This window comes from Fundicoccus sp. Sow4_F4 (assembly GCF_052116145.1).
Lineage (GTDB): Bacteria > Bacillota > Bacilli > Lactobacillales > Aerococcaceae > Fundicoccus.
Genome location: NZ_JBQKLQ010000008.1, coordinates 40,329 through 57,327 on the forward strand (window position 1 = coordinate 40,329; position 16,999 = coordinate 57,327).

The 16,999-nt window shown below is 38.8% G+C and carries 15 protein-coding genes; 2 read left to right on the forward strand and 13 right to left on the reverse strand.

All coding sequences use genetic code 11. The annotated features are described in order from the left end of the window. Positions 1-120: 120 nt before the first annotated feature. The 4 genes from secA to ACTQ5J_RS11215 form a co-directional block, all read right to left on the reverse strand. Positions 121-2,565 carry a preprotein translocase subunit SecA gene (gene secA, locus ACTQ5J_RS11200; RefSeq protein WP_441753018.1) on the reverse strand — a complete coding sequence of 815 codons (2,445 nt, stop codon included), beginning with the start codon at positions 2,563-2,565 and terminating at the stop codon, positions 121-123. Between the two features lie 237 nt (positions 2,566-2,802). Further along, positions 2,803-3,372, reverse strand: a complete 570-nt coding sequence (gene hpf, locus ACTQ5J_RS11205; RefSeq protein WP_441753020.1) for a ribosome hibernation-promoting factor, HPF/YfiA family — start codon at positions 3,370-3,372, stop codon at positions 2,803-2,805. 241 nt (positions 3,373-3,613) lie between these two features. Then, entirely contained in the window at positions 3,614-4,438 is an 825-nt protein-coding gene (locus tag ACTQ5J_RS11210; RefSeq protein WP_441753022.1) for a ComF family protein, read from the reverse strand. A 17-nt stretch (positions 4,439-4,455) separates the two neighbouring features. Continuing rightward, positions 4,456-5,895, reverse strand: a complete 1,440-nt coding sequence (locus ACTQ5J_RS11215; protein WP_441753172.1) for a DEAD/DEAH box helicase — start codon at positions 5,893-5,895, stop codon at positions 4,456-4,458. A 189-nt stretch (positions 5,896-6,084) separates the two neighbouring features. Between ACTQ5J_RS11215 and ACTQ5J_RS11220 the strand changes: the two genes are divergently transcribed. Further along, the gene (locus ACTQ5J_RS11220) at positions 6,085-7,440 is read left to right on the forward strand and encodes an FAD-binding oxidoreductase (RefSeq protein WP_441753023.1); all 1,356 of its coding nucleotides are present in this window, start codon (positions 6,085-6,087) and stop codon (positions 7,438-7,440) included. Between the two features lie 58 nt (positions 7,441-7,498). On the opposite strand, the gene ACTQ5J_RS11225 is transcribed toward ACTQ5J_RS11220, so the two are convergent. The 5 genes from ACTQ5J_RS11225 to ACTQ5J_RS11245 all read right to left on the reverse strand — a co-directional run bounded on the left by ACTQ5J_RS11225 (position 7,499) and on the right by ACTQ5J_RS11245 (position 11,613). Then, positions 7,499-7,708 carry a hypothetical protein gene (locus ACTQ5J_RS11225; protein ID WP_441753024.1) on the reverse strand — a complete coding sequence of 70 codons (210 nt, stop codon included), beginning with the start codon at positions 7,706-7,708 and terminating at the stop codon, positions 7,499-7,501. Positions 7,709-7,744: 36 nt separating this feature from the next. Next, on the reverse strand, positions 7,745-8,311 hold the full coding sequence (locus ACTQ5J_RS11230; RefSeq protein ID WP_441753026.1) for an NADPH-dependent FMN reductase: 567 nt from the start codon (positions 8,309-8,311) through the stop codon (positions 7,745-7,747). 12 nt (positions 8,312-8,323) lie between these two features. Further along, positions 8,324-9,403 (reverse strand): LLM class flavin-dependent oxidoreductase, encoded by a 1,080-nt coding sequence (locus tag ACTQ5J_RS11235; protein ID WP_441753028.1) that lies wholly within the window; start codon positions 9,401-9,403, stop codon positions 8,324-8,326. A 256-nt stretch (positions 9,404-9,659) separates the two neighbouring features. Further along, the gene (locus ACTQ5J_RS11240; protein WP_441753030.1) at positions 9,660-10,529 is read right to left on the reverse strand and encodes a DegV family protein; all 870 of its coding nucleotides are present in this window, start codon (positions 10,527-10,529) and stop codon (positions 9,660-9,662) included. A 79-nt stretch (positions 10,530-10,608) separates the two neighbouring features. Beyond that, a complete protein-coding gene (locus ACTQ5J_RS11245; RefSeq protein ID WP_441753031.1) occupies positions 10,609-11,613 on the reverse strand; it encodes a nucleoside hydrolase in 1,005 nt (334 codons plus the stop codon). A gap of 121 nt (positions 11,614-11,734) precedes the next feature. Between ACTQ5J_RS11245 and ACTQ5J_RS11250 the strand changes: the two genes are divergently transcribed. Next, a complete protein-coding gene (locus ACTQ5J_RS11250) occupies positions 11,735-12,370 on the forward strand; it encodes a YigZ family protein (RefSeq protein WP_441753033.1) in 636 nt (211 codons plus the stop codon). A 59-nt stretch (positions 12,371-12,429) separates the two neighbouring features. On the opposite strand, the gene ACTQ5J_RS11255 is transcribed toward ACTQ5J_RS11250, so the two are convergent. From ACTQ5J_RS11255 to ACTQ5J_RS11270, 4 genes are all read right to left on the reverse strand, one after another. Further along, on the reverse strand, positions 12,430-13,323 hold the full coding sequence (locus tag ACTQ5J_RS11255) for a DegV family protein (protein ID WP_441753034.1): 894 nt from the start codon (positions 13,321-13,323) through the stop codon (positions 12,430-12,432). Positions 13,324-13,408: 85 nt separating this feature from the next. Next, positions 13,409-14,434, reverse strand: coding sequence for an MraY family glycosyltransferase (locus ACTQ5J_RS11260; protein ID WP_441753036.1), 1,026 nt, complete (start codon positions 14,432-14,434; stop codon positions 13,409-13,411). Positions 14,435-14,451: 17 nt separating this feature from the next. Continuing rightward, on the reverse strand, positions 14,452-15,282 hold the full coding sequence (nadE, locus tag ACTQ5J_RS11265; protein WP_441753037.1) for an ammonia-dependent NAD(+) synthetase: 831 nt from the start codon (positions 15,280-15,282) through the stop codon (positions 14,452-14,454). Positions 15,283-15,314: 32 nt separating this feature from the next. Next, a complete protein-coding gene (locus ACTQ5J_RS11270) occupies positions 15,315-16,799 on the reverse strand; it encodes a nicotinate phosphoribosyltransferase (RefSeq protein ID WP_441753039.1) in 1,485 nt (494 codons plus the stop codon). Between the last annotated feature and the right edge of the window lie 200 nt (positions 16,800-16,999).

Consider the following 16,999-nt stretch of genomic DNA (forward strand, 5'->3'; position numbering starts at 1 on the left):
CAGCTTGAAAAGTTTACGTGTAAATTCACCTAATATTCTACTCTTATTTTCTCACTAAAATGAGGATAAGAACAGGAAAAACCGTAGCATCTGCATACGGTTCTTCGACAGTTTATAAAACTAGTTAGTTGTTGTTTTTCTTACTTGCGTTGGTAGCGAGCCAGGACGACCTTTAACGACTGTCGTGTTCACTTGCTCTCTTTCCAAGTTTTGACGAATTTGAGCTTTCATCACATAGCGTGTAATGTCATATTCGATGGCTGCAATCATTTCTTGGAAACGATCGTAACCTTCTGTTTGATACTCAGTTAATGGGTTCGTTTGAGCATAAGCACGCAAGCCAACACCTTGACGTAAGTGATCCATCATATCAATATGATCTGTCCACTTAGAATCAACCACACGTAAGATAATTACTTTTTCAAATTCTGCTACTTGATCTGGACCGTTAAGTTCAGCAATTTTTGCATCATAAGCAGTTTCAGATTTAGAATATAAGAAGTTCACTAAGTCAGCTGAAGATTTACCTTCTAAATCATTCATAGTGATACTTTCTGGTGATAGCAAAGCTGCATGAGCAAAATCTAGTAAGCTAGCTAATTTCCAGTTTTTCTTCTCACCTTCAGTAGCAATCGCTACTTGTCTTTCAATCGTACGTTTAACCATGCTTTTAACATATGGTGTTAAACCGCCTTCTGATTGAATAACTTCCATACGTTGCCCATAGATGACCTCACGTTGTTCACGCATCACTTCGTCATACTCAAGAACGTTTTTCCGTGTATCGTAGTTGTTACCTTCCACACGTTTTTGAGCGGATTCAACTTGCTTAGATAACATCCCACTTTGAATAGCCATGTCATCCGCTTCGTCATCCATGTTTAATTTTTGCCAGATAGCTTGGATACGATCAGAACCGAAACGTCTCATTAAGTCGTCTTCTAAAGATAAGTAGAATTGTGAAGCTCCTGGGTCACCTTGACGCCCAGCACGTCCACGTAATTGGTTATCAATACGGCGTGATTCATGACGCTCAGTACCTAATACAGCTAAACCGCCGGCTTCAATGACTCCACTACCTAATTTAATATCCGTTCCACGACCAGCCATGTTTGTTGCAATGGTAACCGCTCCACGTTGACCAGCTTGCATAATAATTTCTGCTTCTTTAAAGTGGTTTTTAGCGTTCAAGACTTCGTGAGGAATACCCGCTTGGTTTAATAACTTAGATAAGTATTCAGACGTTTCTACTGCTACAGTACCAACCAGTACAGGTTGCCCTTTAGCATGACGTTCTTTAATGTCGGTTACGACTGCTCTAAATTTAGACTTTAGGTTTGGATACAACAAATCAGGCGCATCATCACGAACAACGGGTCTATTCGTTGGAATAGACGTAACGTTCATATTGTAAATTTCACGGAACTCTTCTTCCTCAGTCTTCGCCGTTCCTGTCATTCCTGACAATTTTGAGTACATACGGAAGTAGTTTTGGAAAGTGATCGTTGCCATTGTTTTAGATTCATCTTCAATTGCGACAGCTTCCTTTGCTTCAATCGCTTGGTGTAGACCGTCAGAGTAACGACGTCCTTCCATAATACGACCCGTAAAACCATCGACAATTTTAACTTTCCCTTCATCCACAACGTAGTCTATGTCATGCAACATAATATAATTTGCACGCAAGGCTTGATCGATATGATGAACCAGAGAAGAGTTATCAATGTCATATAAGTTTGATAGACGGAATACCTTCTCAGCCTTATCTACACCTGTATCAGTTAATACAATTGTTTTTGATGTTAAGTCAATTGTATAATCTTCATCCTTGCGTAAACCTTTTGCAAAATAATCTGCGCGAGTATATAATGCTGTTGATTTTTCACCTTGTCCTGAAATAATCAGTGGTGTACGAGCCTCGTCGATTAAAATCGAGTCAACCTCATCAACAACCGCAAAGTTTAAGTTACGTTGAACCATTTGTTTTTTGTATACGACCATGTTATCACGTAAGTAGTCGAATCCTAATTCGTTATTCGTACTATAAGTGACATCACAGTTATATGCTTCGCGTTTTTCAGTAGCGTTCATACTATTTAAGTTTAAACCAACTGATAAACCTAAGAAACGGTAGACTTCACCCATCTCTTTGGAGTCACGAGTCGCTAAGTATTCGTTGACCGTGACAACATGCACTCCTTTTCCTGATAAAGCATTCAAATAGACAGGTAAGGTTGCTGTAAGCGTCTTACCTTCACCAGTCTTCATTTCAGCAATATCACCATTATGGATAACAAAGCCACCTTGGATTTGAACTTTATATGGGAATAATCCTAATACACGTTTAGCAGCTTCACGAACAGTCGCGAATGCTTCAATTTGAATGTCTTCTAGTGTAGCACCTTTGCTTAAACGATCTCTAAAATCAGTCGTTTTTGCACGTAATTGTTCATCTGACAGAGCAGCATATTCAGACTCTAATGCCATTACTTGATCGGCAAGCTTACTCGTACGCTTTAATTCTGCTTTGTCATTTTCGAATATATTCTTTAGAAAATTAGCCATTACTTTGCTCCTTTAGTATATCTTATCAATATTAATCGCTAAACATATAGTTTTTGTTATGTTTAAAAATCATTCACTATTGTAGTTTACCATGATAAACCGCAAAAATGAAACATTATTTAGCTTCTTTTAATAGAATTATCAATATTTGAAGAGAATAAATACCGAAATTGAAAACGCTAGTTACTCAATAAAAATGTATTGAGTAACTAGCGTATAATTAAAAACTAATTAAATTTATAGTGAAGATGTTTCGATCAAGCCATAACGGCCATCTTTACGACGATAAACAATACTAATTTCCATTGTTTCTGCATCTGTATAGATGAAGAAGTCGTGACCTAACATATTCATTTGTAAGACTGCTTCTTCGCTATCCATTGGTTTTAAATCAATTCGTTTTGAACGAACAATTTCCAACTCTGGCTCTTCTCCTGAATTATCTGAAGAAGTCAGTGCGTCGTCAGCTACATCTGCTTGCTTAATCCCGTCAAAGCCTTTTTCTCTAGACTTGCGGTTAATTTTAGTTTTATATTTACGAACTTGTCGTTCTAACTTATCCACCACAAAATCAATACTTGCGTATAAATCCGGTGTCGTTTCCTCTGCTCGTAATACTAAGAATGATAGCGGAATAGTTACTTCTGCTTTTGCTGTTTTATCGGGATAAACTTTTAAGTTAACATAAGCAGTTGCATCGGGAACATCTGTGAAAAAGCGCTCTAGTTTAGCGACCTTTTTTTCCGCGTAGTCTCGAATAGCCTTTGTAACTTCAATATTTTCTCCTCGAACGTTATAATTAAACATCCTAATCCCTCATTTCACATATATTTTCTAACGGTTAAAACTAATTAGCATTATGTTTATGGAAAAGAGTTATGCTTTCAACACTCAATCAAGCGACTCTAAACAATACACGATAATGTTTGCTTAGTTTTGTACTGTTAGTGTAAAAAAGCTAGATTGCTTCGCTTTTTATAATTATAACATAATAGGACAAAATTGAAAACGCAAACACTTGTTTATTTTCATTTCTTCTCATTTAATTTTAATTTTGCCGAGCAATAACTTGACTATCCCTCGCTAAACTTAGGCTTATAATCGTTAATTTATCGGTAGTTGTGTCAATTTCTTGATTTTTTTCTGACAAAATATGTTTCGCCGAAATTAGTGTGGCTCCTGTTGTATAAACATCATCAAAAATCAGTAATTTTCTTGATAATTTTTCAAAAGTTTCACGCCTTATTTCAAAAGGGGGAAGTAAATTAATTCGTTCTAAACGATTTTTTTGGGCCTGTTTTCGACCATCTCCGATATAAGTAAAAGGATTTAGAAAAGGAATCTCTGCTGCTTCTAAAAGTCCAGCAGTTGCATGAAAGCGACGTTCTCGTAAACTGTTAGGGGAACTTGGTAATACTAGCCATTGGTAGTCTTTATATTGTTGGTAGGCGGCCTTTAATGGATTCACGACTATTTGCCTTAAGCGATAGTCTCCTCGATATTTATAGCGATATAACCATTCACGAAAGTCTTCATTATACTCTAACACTGCGTCGTGGATTAATAATTCTAGCGGATAACGTTGTAGCCATCGAATGCAGTCAAAACAGAGTGTCTTTTGTGAGTCGACTCCTTCGATTACACCAACCACTTCAAAACCATAATGAAAATTAGTCTCATGCGAAATCACCCTATCCCAAGCGTCTCGGCATAATTCAACTGCTCGTCCACACGTTTGACAGGACACTTCTGGTCGTTGGTAGGCAATAAATAACCCACGACAAACAGCGCATAAACAATCAAAACTAAGTGGTTGAAAACGAAAAATTTGTTGCCACGTTAAGTCTCGCTTGAGGGCTATATTACACCACACACAATTTTTACACTGACTCATCCTATGACCAAGCCTCGCTCTCTCGCTTCTAAATTCATTTGTAAAATTTGTTTTTCTGCCTGTTTCATCGCCCAACTAACCCCTTGATGAGCATAGACTAGCTCGCCGCTAGGGAAATCTTGTTTACGCCCTACTCGGCCACTCATTTGTACTAAAGCAGCCGTCGTGAATAAGCGACTTTCAGCTCCCAGTATACATACTTGGCAATTGGTAAAAGTAACGCCTCTTTCTAAAATTGTCGTGGAAAGAAGCAATTCAATGTCTCCATCGCGAACCATTTGTACTTTCTGTTTTCTCATCGGATCTTTCGAGTGGACACAGGCAGCTTTTACGAATGTTAACTCACTGTCTAGCCACTGAAATAACAGCTCTGCCAAATGAATATTCGGAAGGAAAATCAGTTTTACTCCAGTTAATTGACTAAACTTCAATAAGAATTGCCACAGCCTTGATGATTGTTGCCTTTGGTGAATACTACGACGCCAATCACCAACCCAATAAAAACTCGGTTCTGGTAAAGGATAGCCGTGATAACGAGCAGGCAATAATGTCTGTGTCATTTCATCAGCTTCAATGGCTTTATTTAATGTTTTGTCAGGAGTGGCTGTCAAATAGACTAACTTCCCTTGAGTTTTCACTGCACGTTTGACAGCAAAGTGCAGACTATCATCTCCGGCATAAGGAAAGGCATCCACTTCATCAACGATTAACAAATCAAAGGCTTCTTTAAAGCGTAGAAGTTGGTGAGTCGTACTGATGACAAGTGAAGTATAACGATAGGCCTCTTCAGTGCCACCATATAGCAAAGTCATATCTACTGATTGAAAGGCTCTTTGTAAACGCGGGAAAAGTTCAAGACAAACATCTATCCTTGGTGATGCAATCGCGACACGCCCACCTTGTAAAAGCACCTGTTGAATCACAGGGAAAATCATCTCCGTTTTCCCTGCCCCCGTGACTGCTATGATACTATGAGGTTTGTCTATCTCTTCTAGACTAGCGATTAAATCTGCAGCCGCTCGGTTTTGCTCTGGCGACAGCTGTCCTTTCCAAGTAAGTAAAGGTTTGTCAAACGACTGTTGTTTGATAGGGGGACTAGGAAGAAAGTATAACTGATCCCCTTGTATAATCCTCCCCATATTTAAACAATTGAGACAATAGACGGTTGTTGCTTGTTCTTCTAGAGTAGGTAATTCAGAAAAATCTGACAGCGTTTGGTTATTACATCGATTACAAGTAAATCCTGGCCCTTCGACTGCAGGTAACTTCTCTACACTATCCAATAACGCCTCCAGACAACTCTCCAAACCATGCTGTCTCAAGGTAGACACCATTTCATGGTAGGTAATCAAGCGTCCCCATAACAGTGATTTAGCCACTTCTATCCCTTCCTCTTTTTCTTTCACCCTTTTTTCACTACTTTCCATAATATTCATCAACAGTTTACCACCTTTCAAATCATAATGAATCGTGCCTTTATTTATAAATACACATTTCAGGGCGAAATATGCTTTTTTAGTTTATAAAATTTTCTTATGTTTTATGAAAGGTCTTAAAAGGTATTTTCAGAAGATTCTGTTATACTGATTTTAACCAAAGAAAACCACAAGAATGGAGTGTAAAATGTGAATTTAAAAGAAATTATCCAAGATACCGACAGACTCTTTATAGGCAGCGACATACCCAGTGACTATGTGTCCCAAAAGCAGCCACATGCTCATCAACTGCATGCCTTAGCCTATCCGCTAACACGCGATGAAGTCGTTGCTTTAATGCATTACGCTAAAGAAAATCAATTAATTGTGATTCCTTCCGGCGCCAACTCTGGGTTAGCACATGCGACACAAGCACACGAAGGGGAGCTATTGGTTGATTTCAGTCGAATGAATCGCATTCTTGATTTTGATTTAGACACATTAACCTTAAGCGTTGAACCAGGCATTACCATTGGCGAAGTTCAAAAATATGTTCAAAAGAGAGGTTTTTTCTACCCACCTGATCCAGCTTCTAAACACTCTACAATTGGGGGCAACGTTTCAACGAACGCGGGTGGTATGCGAGCAGTTAAATATGGAACGACACGTGATTATGTACGCCGTATGGAAGTTGTCTTAATTTCTGGAGAAGTCTTAGAGTTAGGCAGTATCGCCATAAAGAACAGCTCTGGCTATAACCTGAAACAATTATTTATCGGAAGCGAAGGCACTTTAGGTTTGACCACTCGTATCGAGTTAAAAGTGATTCCATTACCACTAATTAATCAATCAGTGATTGCCGCTTTTCCTACCTTAACTGCTGCTTGTGAGGCGGTTATTTCGATTATGAGAGCTGGTTTGGACATTACTGCTTGTGAATTTTTCGAACGCGAGGCTATTTCACTTAGCGAACAGATGTTAGCAACCCCGTTCCCAAGTCAAAAGGGTCAAGCCTATCTATTAATGACATTCGACGGGTCATCTGCAGAGGCAATTTCTGCAGAAATTAGTCGCCTACAAACGGTTATTGACCATCACCACCCGGATGAAATCCTCTTACTAGATGAACAAGATACGGTGACTGCTTGGAGATTACGCGACAGTATTTTGACGGCGGTCGTTGAATTGTCAGAAAATGAACCCTTAGATTTATCAGTGCCAACTAATAAAATTGCGACATTATTCGCTTATACAAAAGATGTTGAAGCTAAGAGTGGTTTACGCTTTGTTAGTTTCGGTCATGCGGGTGACGGTAATATTCATTCGTGTATCTTGCGAGGCGAGCTAAGCGATGACGAATGGGCAACTAAGCGTCATCAAATCCTCTCAGAATTGTATCAATATGTTCATGATATTGGTGGCTTACCTTCAGCTGAACACGGTATCGGTTTGACAAAAAAACCTTATTTTGACCAAGTCTTTGACGAGAGTTATCGTCATTATTTGAAACAAATAAAATTAACATTTGATCCTGAAAACAGATTGAATCCTGGTAAACTTGTTTAATTAATAAACAAAAATACTCCTAACTAGTCCAATTGACTAGCTAGGAGTGTTTTTACTTTTAGTCACAAATAATTTTTCCATCTACAAATTGACAGGCTGCACCCGCATCGCCAAAACTAACTAAATTCGTTATCGGCTTGACAGTTTGACTCGCTGCTTTGTCACTTATTTTGTCAGTCGCTTTGTCAAAAGATCGTTGGTTTGACTCTAGTTTTTTTGTTGCTAATAAATCAGTTGCCTGCACTTCTTCCAACTGCTTGTCTTTCATTTTTACCCTCCTTCTAAAAACTGCTTATCAATCCCATTAAAAGCCAAATAGGGCTTCTTTTGCTTGTAAAACCTGTAGGTAAGTTTCTCCTAACATGACTGTGTCTGACACTAAGCTTTCTAAACGGAAGAAGACATCATCATTTTCAATGCCTTCCAAGCCGTAATCAACGTCACGAATAAAGGCATAGGTTTGTAGAACATTCGCCTTCATATAGCTCAGAATCGGTTTGAGTTGTTGTTCAGCAACTAAGAAGTGTTTATCCGAACCAGCCGTTATAATCATACTGACTGTTTTATCACGCAAAGCGTTCTGAGGCAATAAATCAAATAAATTTTTCAAGACACCTGGAATCGAAGCTTGAAAAATCGGTGAGCCTAACATTAGGACATCTGTCGCCATCACTGCTTGAGTTACTTCGGCTGTATCACCGTGATAATCTAAATAATGACGCCCATCACTAAACACTAATTCTTTATCTTTTAGATTAATGTAACTTAATTCATGTTCTGGATAATTTTTTTCTAATAGTCGATAGGCTTCTTTGGTTGCAATGCCAGTTTTACTGCCAACATTAGAAGCTGATAGTACAAGTATTTTCACTTAATTTGCTCCTCATTTATCTTTTGTATATTGTTTAATTTTAGGCAATATTTTATTCCCTATAATATCAATCGTCCGTTTAATATCATCCATACTGACACCGCCCGAATCAATTTGAGCGACATACCGTTGGTGATTGAACAATTCGTGCTGATATAGTATTTTTTCGATTACTAATTCTGGATCGCCCACATTAACGATACTACGTACATCCTGCCCCTGGGCAAAGGCACGTTTGGAAAAGCCATAACCGTTAGTCAATTTCATACCTTCATTAATATGAGGGTAATATTCTCGGTAAGCATCTAGTTTATTCTCGCGAACATAAAAGAAGCCTGCCGTTGTAATAGGAATTGCATTCGCATCATAACCCGCTTCATTTGCTGCTTGCCTAAATTTATTCATCCGATTCTGGTAGACAGAAGCTGCTCCACCTAAATGTGCTTGGTACATCGGCACACCAAAACTCCCAGCCTTCTGAGCTGAAGCAAGTGAATTACCAACCGCTCGCCAAATCGGCAAACCTTTTTCGGGACGATTAGGACGCGGTAGTACTTGTGCTTCTTTCAAAGGTGGCCGAAATTTACCCGACCAATTAACTTTTTCATTTTCATTGATACGAAGTAGCAACTCGAATTTCTCTTCGAATAACTCTTCGTAATCCTCTTTATTGTAACCTAATAAATCATACAGGCCTGTGCGTGACGCTCGCCCAGCCACTAGCTCCATTCGTCCATCGGATAATAAATCAATTGTTGCAGCATCCTCGAAAGCTCTGAGCGGATCCAAGGTACTAATAATCGTCGCGGAACTACCTAACTTTATGCGAGACGTCGCCTGGGCAATCGCCGCTAAAATAATGAAGTGCGACTGCGAGACGAAATGCTCTTGGTGAGATTCACCTAATTGAAAAATAGCCATCCCTGCTTGTTCAGCCAATTCAGCCATTTCAATAATATTTTTAATTCTCTCTTGAGCCGACGCCTTTTTACCCGTATAGGGGTTAGGTACATGCTCACCTAACGTATAAAGCCCAAACTCTAATCCTTCCTCTGGATTAAATCGAGGCATAATATGAGGGTTTTCTTCCATCATAGTCACTCCCATTCATCACTGACTCTATTATACATTATTCAATCGATCATTTGAAGGTGTTCTTTTCGTGACATATTTTACTAAACATTCGGGTCGTTTTTAAAGATCAGAGGACGGCTTCATGATGACATTTATTATCTTTCCCGAGAAAATCAATGTTATATAAGTCTTTATATTTGCCCATTAAAGTTTGACCAACATGGGCAAACAAAAAAAGCCGCAAAAGCGGCTTGAATAAAATAATATAATAGCATTAGGATGCTGCAATTGGAATAATGGCACAGCCTTTGGTTCCAGCCCCTGTATGAGTACCGACCACTGGGCCAAGTCCAGAAATATGATATGAAATGTCTGGTAAATCTTTTTTAAACATGTCGCGAACTTTTTCAGTTTCTTCTAAGGCGTTTGAATGCGCAAAGGAAACTTGAATACCATTCGGAAATAATTCACGTCGCTCTTTCGCAAGCTCAAGCCAACGTTGATAGACCTTTTTGTTCGTACGAATTTTTTCGAAGACTACAATTTTTCCATCGCCGTCGAAAAACAATATTGGCCGAATCTTTAATAAACTTCCCACTAAAGCACCCGCTGCATTGAGTCGACCACCTTTTACGAGGTTGTTCAAATCTTCTACCATCAAGAAAATACGTGTGTTTTCTGCAACCCACTGTAGTTTTTCTTGGACTTCCTCATATGTTAAACCAGCCTCTAGTAGTGTAAAAGCTTGTTCAACTAGACTCTCCATGACGACTGACGCTGCCTTGGAATCGATACAGAAGACTTTAATGCGATCCGCATATTCACTCGTTACCATCTGAGCCGTTTGAAACGTCCCACTGATAGCAGAGGATAAATGGATACTAAAGACAGCCTCATATCCCTGAGCAACTATCTCATCCATCACCTTGTAATAATCACCCGGTGTAGGTTGTGAAGTAGTTGGCAGAGTTTGCTCAGTTTGTAAACGACAATAAAATTCTTTCTGATCGTTTAAATCTTGTACATCCATCCCAATAGAGTTGTCGCTGTAGTTCACGGTTAAGTCGACGCGATAAACATCAGGATGCTGAGCAGTTTTACCACTTAGATAGGCAGTGCTATCTACAATAATTGCTGTTCTCATGATAATTTCCTTTCAGAATAATAAATAATAAAAAAATAGGAATAGCCAAATTATAGCAAACTCTTCAGCAAATGTCTTGCTAACTCATTGATTTTACACGTTTCTTATAATCTTCGGCTACTTCCTCACCAAATAAGACGGCCATAATTTTTTCTTTATAGAATCTAATATTTGCTGACATTGGGATATAAGCATTTTTTTCCCAATTAAATTGATTATGTAAATCGACAATACACTGACCTTTTGCCAGTACACTATCATTAACACATCGTAAGTTAGCATGATGAATCTCTTGATACATTTCAGGGTAAATGTAACCAATCACCGCCATTAAATCATGGACAACTGCACCCATATAGCCATTTTGATGCCAGTAAGTATTCACATAAAATTGCATCATTTCAAAAATAAGTTCGCCTAATTCACCACCGGCCATTTTCATAAAGGTTAAATCATTTAAGTCTGTAATTCCTTGATGGGTGACATCTAAACCAATCATCCAAATCGGAACATGCGGTCCTAGTTGAGTATATAACATATCAACGGCCGTTGGATCGAACCAATAATTAAATTCTGCAACGGGTGAGCGATTTCCACGGTGAACACCACCGCCCATACTATGAATTGTGCGAACTTGTTTCATGGTCTCTAAGTCTTTCTCAAGACATAAAGCTAAATTAGTCACTGGGCCTAATGCAATAATATCTACTTCTCCTGGATAGGCTTTGATTGTTTCTAAAATAAAATCAATCGCCCCTCTCTCTCCATAAACAACAGGATCAATTGGCAATTCGACCGAACCAAGTCCACTTGCACCATGAACAAAACCTGCTTCATCCGCTCGCTCACCTTTACCTGCTTTTAGGGACAAGTAATCATTTGTCGCCCCTCGATACACCTTGATGTCACTTTCAAATAAGGTTAATAAACGAGCGGCATTATCTGTTGTAAAATGAATCCCTTTATTTCCTGCTACTGAAGTTAAACCTAACACATCTAAGTCTGGATGTTGCAATGCCGCCATAATGGCGAGTGCATCATCGATTCCTGGATCTGTGTCAATAATCACTTTTCTCTTTGTCATGGTTTGCTCCTTTTAAACATTTTCTCTATCAGCTATTATACTCGATTGGCGAACCTAATGACGATGAAATTGTCACTAAAGCATGCTACAATGAAATGAAAGAGAAAGAAAGTGAGCGACTATGGTAAATTATTACAGTATTCAAGACCCGATTATTCATGAAATTGATATCAAAAAATCGCGCTTCATTACCTATTTATTTCCCATTCGAAGCGAAGAAGAATTTCAAGAGCATCTCGCTGCGATTCGTAAAGAGCACTATAAAGCGACACATCATTGCCAAGCCTTTATCCTTGGCGAAGATTCAATGATTCAACGAATGAGTGATGACGGAGAACCTGCAGGCACTGCCGGTGTTCCGATGCTTGAAGTCTTAAAGCAAGAGAACTTAACCTTTATGATGGCCATTGTTGTCAGATATTTTGGTGGAATTAAATTAGGCAGTGGCGGTTTAATACGCGCTTATAGTAATGCCGTCAGTGAAGCCCTAAAAGAAGCACAAATAATTAAGAATATTGACCAAATGATGGTAGCACTTGAATTACGCTATGATCAAATGGATAGTTTTACTTACTTTTTAAGTCAGACAAAGCACCCCGTCACACTACATGATACACAGTACACTGATTCTGTGACGTTTACTTTAGCAATCAATCTAGAGGCAACCGAAGAGGTCCATAAAGAAGTGACGAATCGCTTCAGTGGACAAATCGAATGGATTGAATTGGGCCAAGAGACCGTCGACATCCCAGTTTAACCAACTTATTTATGATGATAAATCAACCAGTAGGAAGCTTACTACTGGTTGATTTTATCTTAAGAAGCCGGGTCAATGATTTCCTTATAGCGCTTGGCTAATGGTATGATTCCCAGCCCTTTACAACCTTTCCCACCATGTACGCCCAATACTGGTGTTAAATAACCTACTCGATAGGAAATTCCAGGGAATTCAGCCTGAATAATTGCTTTGATCGATAGAATCTCTTCTTCAGCATCACCATGGGCAAACACTATTTCGATACCGTCTGGATACTCTTTTACCGCTTCTCGCACTAATTCTTGCCACCGTTTGACAACTCGCTTCGTCGTTCTAACCTTCTCGAACACTTTCACTTCGCCTTCGTCGAAATAAACAGTCGGTTTAATTTTAAGCGCACTGCCTAAAAACCCACTGATTGTTCCAATACGACCGCCTTTGACAAGATTGCTTAATGTTTCAAACATGACATAAATCTTTGCACAATCAGCCACCCATTCTAATTGGCTTTGAATCTCTTCGCTTTCTACTCCCGCGTCAATCATTGTTAATGCTTGTTTTACCATACTTTCGATAATGAAAGACGTTCCTTTTGAATCCACCATATATACGTTGATTGCATCAAGGAATTCATTGGTAATCATGCGACTCGTTTTAAAGGTCCCGCTAATTTTATCTGATAAATGAATACAGAAAACTGAATCATAGCCTTTTTCAATAATAATCTCCATCACTCGATAAAGGTGAATCGGCTCCGGCTGTGACGTCTTAGGCAGCTCCTTATCATGTATCATTCTTTCATAAAACGCCTGCAACACCGCGGGTTGTGTTGTGTCCTTGATGACTTCACCATTTGAATAGGTTACAAGTAAATCCACTTGATAAATATCAGGATGATTCTTTAAATCTTCTGATAAACTCGCTGTACTATCCACCACAATCGCTGTTTTCATTTTACTCCATCCTTACTTTTAATTTCGTAATAATAATGTATCAGATGTAAACAAACTGAATATGAACAAAAAAAAATCAGACACCCTATTTTTTAGGAGTATCTGATAATCTGATCATGGTGATAAACATTAAAATAACAATCACAATGGCGAGGCCAAGAATGTAATTCCTCCAATGAGGATACGCATGTGAGAGGATAGCTAATGTTGAAAATATCGAAGTGACACCTAACATAATAATCACAACACGCGGTTCGCTCATTCCCAATCGCAATAAACGATGATGCACATGATCTTCATCACGTTCAATCATCGAACGGCCAGTCATCAATCGTCTAAAGATAGCATAAGACGTATCAAAAAGTGGCACGATGTATAAAATGATTGGCACAATCATAGAGAAAAACGACGCATTCTTCAAGTTAGTTACGGTCAAGGTGGCATACATAAAGCCGATAAACAAAGCGCCCGTATCTCCTAAGTAAATCTTTGCCTTATACCAGTTAAAAGGTAAAAAGCCTAACATCGCTGCTGCGAGCAATACTAACATCGTCAAAAAAGCGATTCGAATCGACAGACTGAAAAAGTAGGTCGTGATTGCGAGTGTTAATAAACTGACAATCGAAACACTACTGGCTAAACCGTCCAAACCATCCAATAAGTTAATCGCATTTGTGACAAAGTAAATCCACATAATCGTTAAGACATAGGACAGAATATTGAATACATCAGGTGAAATCGCAGGCAATAAAGCCGTAGAAAATTCAATATCAGCCATAAAATATACAATATTAGCCGCAAGAAGAATGCCGATTGATTTCTGATAAGGTTTCAACACAACAAAGTCATCGATTATCCCCGTCAGTAGAATGACACTCGATGCGATAAACAGCATCCATTGACTGCTATTAAACAACAAGGTAGGAAAGAGATAAAAGAAGCCACTCCAAAAACTAATGAAGATAGCTAGACCTCCCAAAGGCGGGACTGTGTGTTTTCCAATAACAATCATTCGTTTGCTTTGATGCAGTTTTATTAAAAGAAACGTTAACGCAGCTGAAAAAAGCGCCGTCGTTAAAAAAACAGACCCATTACTCATTAGAAAACTCACGAAGTCCTCCTTCCCGACTATTTATACCAAAAATCATCAAAAAGAGTGATTGGCAAATGTCGCTTATGTTGTGATTTTAAATACCAGTTTTCAATCGTTTCTGCTTCGCTATCTGATACATCCTGGCCTGTTAAGTACGCATCAATTGCTTCATAACTGACACCAAGAGCCACTTCATCAGGCTGCATTGGCTTATTATCTTCTAAATCGGCCGTTGGAACTTTTAAATACAAGCCTTTCGGTGCCTTTAAATAGGCTAACATCTCTCGCCCTTGTTGCTTGGTTAACCGCCATAAAGGTACAATGTCGGCCGCTCCATCACCAAATTTAGTATAAAAGCCAGTGACAGCCTCCGCTGCATGATCCGTTCCAATGACAGCTCCTGCTGTTTGACCAGCAATCGCATATTGGGCAATCATCCGTTGACGTGCTTTAATATTCCCATTGTTATAGTCACTGATTTCAAGCCCGTTGGCTTCAAGCGCTGAACGCATAGCGTCACTCGCTTCAGCAATATTCACGGTCATCACCCGGTCTGGTTGAATAAAGCCTAATGCGGCTTGCGCATCTGCTTCGTCTACTTGAACCCCATAAGGCAGACGGACGGCGATAAATTGATAACTTGAATCACCGGTATCCTCACGTAAACCTTCAATTGCTAACTGAGCAATTCTACCTGCTAGAGTGGAGTCTTGTCCACCACTAATACCAAGCACATAACTAGTTAGACCCTTGTGGGCTAACATATAATCTTTTAAAAGCTTCACACTTTTTTCTACTTCAATAGCTGGATCAATTTCAGGCTGAACTTTCAAAGCTGAAATAATTTCTTTTTGTAACGGTCTCATATCTACACCCCTTCACTTAAACAATTCGGTGATTAATTATCTAAGTCCAAATCTTTAGTTTTATTTTTTACACTATCGCGAATAACTCGAATACTATCCATCTTATTATCATAAAGTTTCTGTGATAAATCGACTGGATACTGCTCTGGGTTAAGAATTCGTTTGTATTCATCCCATAATTGAGAAACATTTTGTTCTGCATAGTGTCTAATTTCGGTTAACTCTGGAGAGTGATACACCTGTTCACCATCTTTATAAATATCTTGTAACAATGGACGTGCCGTAAAGTTTGTCACTGTCTTATTAATATAGGTATGAACTGGGTGGAACATAAAGAGTGACTCCAATTGATCAGGTCTTTCTTCAAGCAAAGCGACATAATCACCTTCAGATTTGCCATCGTGATTACGAGTAATACGCCAAACTTGTTTCACTCCTGGAGTAGACATCTTAGCAGCATTACTTGAAATCTTCATTGTCGGTACCATTTGACCATTCTCATCTTCAATACTCACTAATTTATAAACACCACCTAAAGATGGTTGGTCAAAGGCTGTAATTAACTTGGTCCCCACACCCCAGTCATTGATTTTTGCCCCTTGCATGCGTAAGTTTAAAATCGTCAATTCGTCTAAATCATTTGATGCAATAATATGGGCATCTGGGAAACCAGCTTCATCTAATAATTTACGGATTTTCTTTGATTGATAAGCCATATCGCCTGAATCAATCCGAACACCAAGAAAGTTGATTTTATCGCCCATTTCTTTGGCGACCTTGATTGCCGTTGGAACACCTGAACGTAATGTGTCATAAGTATCTACCAAGAATACAACATCTTTATGTGTTTCAGCGTAGGCTTTGAAAGCCTCGTATTCGTCACGGTAAGCTTGGACTAATGAGTGCGCATGGGTACCTGAAACAGGGATACCAAACAGTTTTCCTGCCCGTACATTACTGGTATTGTCAAAGCCACCAATATAGGCCGCACGCGTTCCCCAAATCGCTGCATCCATCTCTTGAGCTCGACGTGTACCAAATTCAGACAACTTATCGCCTTCACCAATCACACTACGCATTCTTGCTGCTTTCGTAGCGATTAAGGTTTGATAATTCAGTATATTTAGTAAGGCAGTTTCGATTAATTGACACTCTCCTAATGGGCCTTCCACTTGAATTAGTGGCTCATTTGCAAAGCACAATTCGCCTTCTACCATCGAACGAAGTGTACAGGTAAACTTTAGTTCGGCTAAGTAAGTCAAAAACTCTTCAGGATAAATTGATAAGCCACGTAAATAGTCAATATCTGATTCAGTGAATTTCAATCGATTCACATATTGAATAATTCGTTCTAACCCTACAAAAATCGCAAAGCCATTCTGGAAAGGATTGCTACGAAAATAAGCCTCAAAAACTGCTCGTTTTTTGTCCATGCCTTTTTCCCAATACGTTTTCAACATGTTAATTTGATATAAATCTGTATGTGTCATTAAACTATCATCTTCAAAATTATACATTGTCTCAAGCTCCTTTATTAGCTTTCATTCATTTAATCGCTATAAAACTTTCCCTTATTGTAACACACAATAGCGATAAATATAACGCGTAAGAGCCTATCTCATCACAAACGAGCATTGATTCACCAGCTCTTTATACAAAAAAACTGGTTTGGCTAAATAGCTGCCAAACCAGTCTTTTTATTCATAACTATTAAACA

Bases quoted from the DNA above. Each gene is read 5' to 3' on its own strand.
- ACTQ5J_RS11255 (WP_441753034.1), bottom strand. From the start codon at position 13,323: ATGAAAACAGCGATTGTGGTGGATAGTACAGCGAGTTTATCAGAAGAT.
- ACTQ5J_RS11225 (WP_441753024.1), bottom strand. From the start codon at position 7,708: ATGAAAGACAAGCAGTTGGAAGAAGTGCAGGCAACTGATTTATTAGCA.
- ACTQ5J_RS11245 (WP_441753031.1), bottom strand. From the start codon at position 11,613: ATGACAAAGAGAAAAGTGATTATTGACACAGATCCAGGAATCGATGAT.
- ACTQ5J_RS11240 (WP_441753030.1), bottom strand. From the start codon at position 10,529: ATGAGAACAGCAATTATTGTAGATAGCACTGCCTATCTAAGTGGTAAA.
- secA (WP_441753018.1), bottom strand. From the start codon at position 2,565: ATGGCTAATTTTCTAAAGAATATATTCGAAAATGACAAAGCAGAATTA.
- nadE (WP_441753037.1), bottom strand. From the start codon at position 15,282: ATGAGACCGTTACAAAAAGAAATTATTTCAGCTTTGAAAGTTCAGCCT.
- ACTQ5J_RS11250 (WP_441753033.1), top strand. From the start codon at position 11,735: ATGGTAAATTATTACAGTATTCAAGACCCGATTATTCATGAAATTGAT.
- hpf (WP_441753020.1), bottom strand. From the start codon at position 3,372: ATGTTTAATTATAACGTTCGAGGAGAAAATATTGAAGTTACAAAGGCT.
- ACTQ5J_RS11215 (WP_441753172.1), bottom strand. From the start codon at position 5,895: ATGAATATTATGGAAAGTAGTGAAAAAAGGGTGAAAGAAAAAGAGGAA.
- ACTQ5J_RS11270 (WP_441753039.1), bottom strand. From the start codon at position 16,799: ATGTATAATTTTGAAGATGATAGTTTAATGACACATACAGATTTATAT.
- ACTQ5J_RS11235 (WP_441753028.1), bottom strand. From the start codon at position 9,403: ATGGAAGAAAACCCTCATATTATGCCTCGATTTAATCCAGAGGAAGGA.